Below are 2,313 nucleotides of genomic sequence, written 5' to 3' on the forward strand. Positions count from 1 at the left end.
CGCGCGTCGTGTTCGAGCGTAGACACTGGTGGCCGTTCACGATGCATACGGGGAGCACATGGCGCAGAGGACCGCCGGACTCAGGGCAATCTTGTCCATCCCGTTTGTCTACGAGACCTTCCAGCGGCTCGTGGGATCACCGCGGGTACGGAACACCCTGGTCGACCGGTACGTCGGCGTCCGTCCAGGGCTGCGAGTCCTCGACATCGGCTGCGGTCCCGGTGTCCTGATCGAGCACCTCCCCGGCGTTGCGTACACCGGTACGGACGTCAGCGCGCGGTACATCGAAACCGCCCGACGGAAGTACGGCGACCGCGCCACCTTCTACCGTGGGAGGGTCGAGGACCTCGATCCGAGTGAGCTCGGTGAGTTCGACGTCGTCATCGCCAAGAGCTTGATCCACCACATCGATGAGGACGAAGCCCTCCACCTCTTCGAGGTGGCCTCGACCGTGCTTGCCGAGGACGGCCGGTTGGTGACGCTCGACGCGGCGTACACGCCCGACATGTCACGCGCCGCGCGCTTCGTCGTCAGTCGCGATCGCGGTCAGAGCATCCTGGCGCCCGAGGGCTACGAGGCCCTCGCACGACGCAGGTTCACCGACGTCGAGGTCGAGGTACAGCACGGCCTGCTACGGATCCCCTACACCCACGTCTTCATGTCATGCGCCCGCCCCAGGACCGCACCGACATCACTGAGCGACCGATGAGCGCAACCGGCGCGCAGACGGTCTCGGCCTAACACGCCGTGAGCCGAGTCCAACGCACGGACAGGCCGCGGCGTTTGAGGACCTCCTTCGTCGCGTCGCCGGCGACGATCGCCAGCGCGTCGGTCTGGAAGTCGGGGGTGTCCGGCCGGTGGAGCTATTGTCAATAGTTGTGGATGAGATTCTTCGAGAATCTCAGGCGGCGCACTCCTCGACGGTCGGTTCGGTGTGCTCGTCGGTGCGTTCTTGGAGTTTGCCGTCGATGAACGTCGCGCCGGCGCGGACGAGCGCGACGAGCTCGTGGCCGTTGACCCGTCGCCAGCGCGCTTGGGCGGCGTCGAGCAGCTTGTAGCCCATCGCGGTCCCCGCGGCGCGGCAGCCGGGGCCCTTGGTGACCCGCTGGCGCAACCTGACGGTCGCGAACGCCGACTCGATCGCGTTGGTGGTGCGCAGGTGCTTCCAGTGCTCGGCGGGGTAGTCGTAGAACGTCACCAGCACGTCGAGGTCGTCGAGGATCTTGCCGGTCGCCTTCGGGTAGGCGGCGAAGTCGTCGGCGAACTCGTGTGCGGCGTCGATCGCTGCCGCGCGCGTGTCGGCGGTCCAGATCGCCTGCAACGCGGCCTTGGCGTCAGCGTGGCACCGCTTGGGCAGCGCGGCGATCACGTTCGCAGATTTGTGGAACCAGCAGCGTTGGACTCGTGTGGTACCGAACACCTGCGGCAGCGCCGCCCAGAACCCCAGGGCGCCGTCACCGACCGCGAGCTCGGGTGCGCGCATCCCACGGTCACGCAGATCGCGGAGCACATCCAGCCACGACTGGGTGTCCTCGCGGTGGCCGTCGGCGACGGCCACGAGCTGCTTGGTGCCGTCAGGCCGCACACCCACGATCACGAGCAGACACAGCCGATCCTGGGCGCCGTCGGCGTCGGGCAACCGCACGTTGGTGTACACCCCGTCGACCCACACGTACACGAAGTCGACGTCGGACAGATCCCGCTGACACCAGCGGGCATGCTCGCCACGCCACGCCTCGGTCAGCCGCTGAATGGTCGACGCCGACAGCCCGGCGGCCGCCCCGAAGAACCCCTCGAGTGCCGGCGCGAAGTCGTTCGTCGACAACCCCCGCAGGTACAGCACCGGCAGCACCTCGGTGACCTTCGGGCTGTTGCGCATGTACGGCGGCAGGATCGCCGACGAGAACCGCTGGCCCTCGCGGCGGTCATCGACCCGCGGTGCGCGCACGTCCACCCTGCCAGCCGCGGTCGTGATGTCGCGTTCGCGGGCGTAGCCGTTGCCGACCACCAGGCGCTTGCCGTCGTCGTCGAGCTGGTCGGTGTGCGCGTCGAGATAGGCGCGGCGCTCGGCCTCGAGTGCGAGCGCGATCATGTCGCGTGCGGCCAACCGACACAGCTCGTCGAGGTCGACCGACCCCACGGTGGTACGCACGCCGCGCGCGGCATCAGTGTGCGTGTCGCTGTCGTGTACTAGGCTCAACATCAGGCGTATCCTCCCCGCCGGCAGCAACCGGCGTCTTCTTGTTCAGGTCTTCGGGAGGGTACGCCGCCTTCGTCTCTCAGCTCCTCATCCACAACATCTGGGTATAGCTC

At 67.8% G+C, this 2,313-nt stretch carries 2 protein-coding genes; one reads left to right on the forward strand and one right to left on the reverse strand.

Going from position 1 to position 2,313, the window contains the following annotated elements:
- The first annotated feature begins 91 nt into the window (after window positions 1–91).
- Window positions 92–709, forward strand: coding sequence for a class I SAM-dependent methyltransferase (locus VK923_17740; protein HSJ46523.1), 618 nt, complete (start codon window positions 92–94; stop codon window positions 707–709).
- A gap of 192 nt (window positions 710–901) precedes the next feature.
- Here the strand turns inward: VK923_17740 and VK923_17745 are convergent, their stop codons facing one another.
- On the reverse strand, window positions 902–2,203 hold the full coding sequence (locus VK923_17745; GenBank protein HSJ46524.1) for an IS256 family transposase: 1,302 nt from the start codon (window positions 2,201–2,203) through the stop codon (window positions 902–904).
- Between the last annotated feature and the right edge of the window lie 110 nt (window positions 2,204–2,313).

The sequence above is a fragment of the Euzebyales bacterium genome, from assembly GCA_035461305.1.
GTDB lineage: Bacteria > Actinomycetota > Nitriliruptoria > Euzebyales > JAHELV01 > JAHELV01.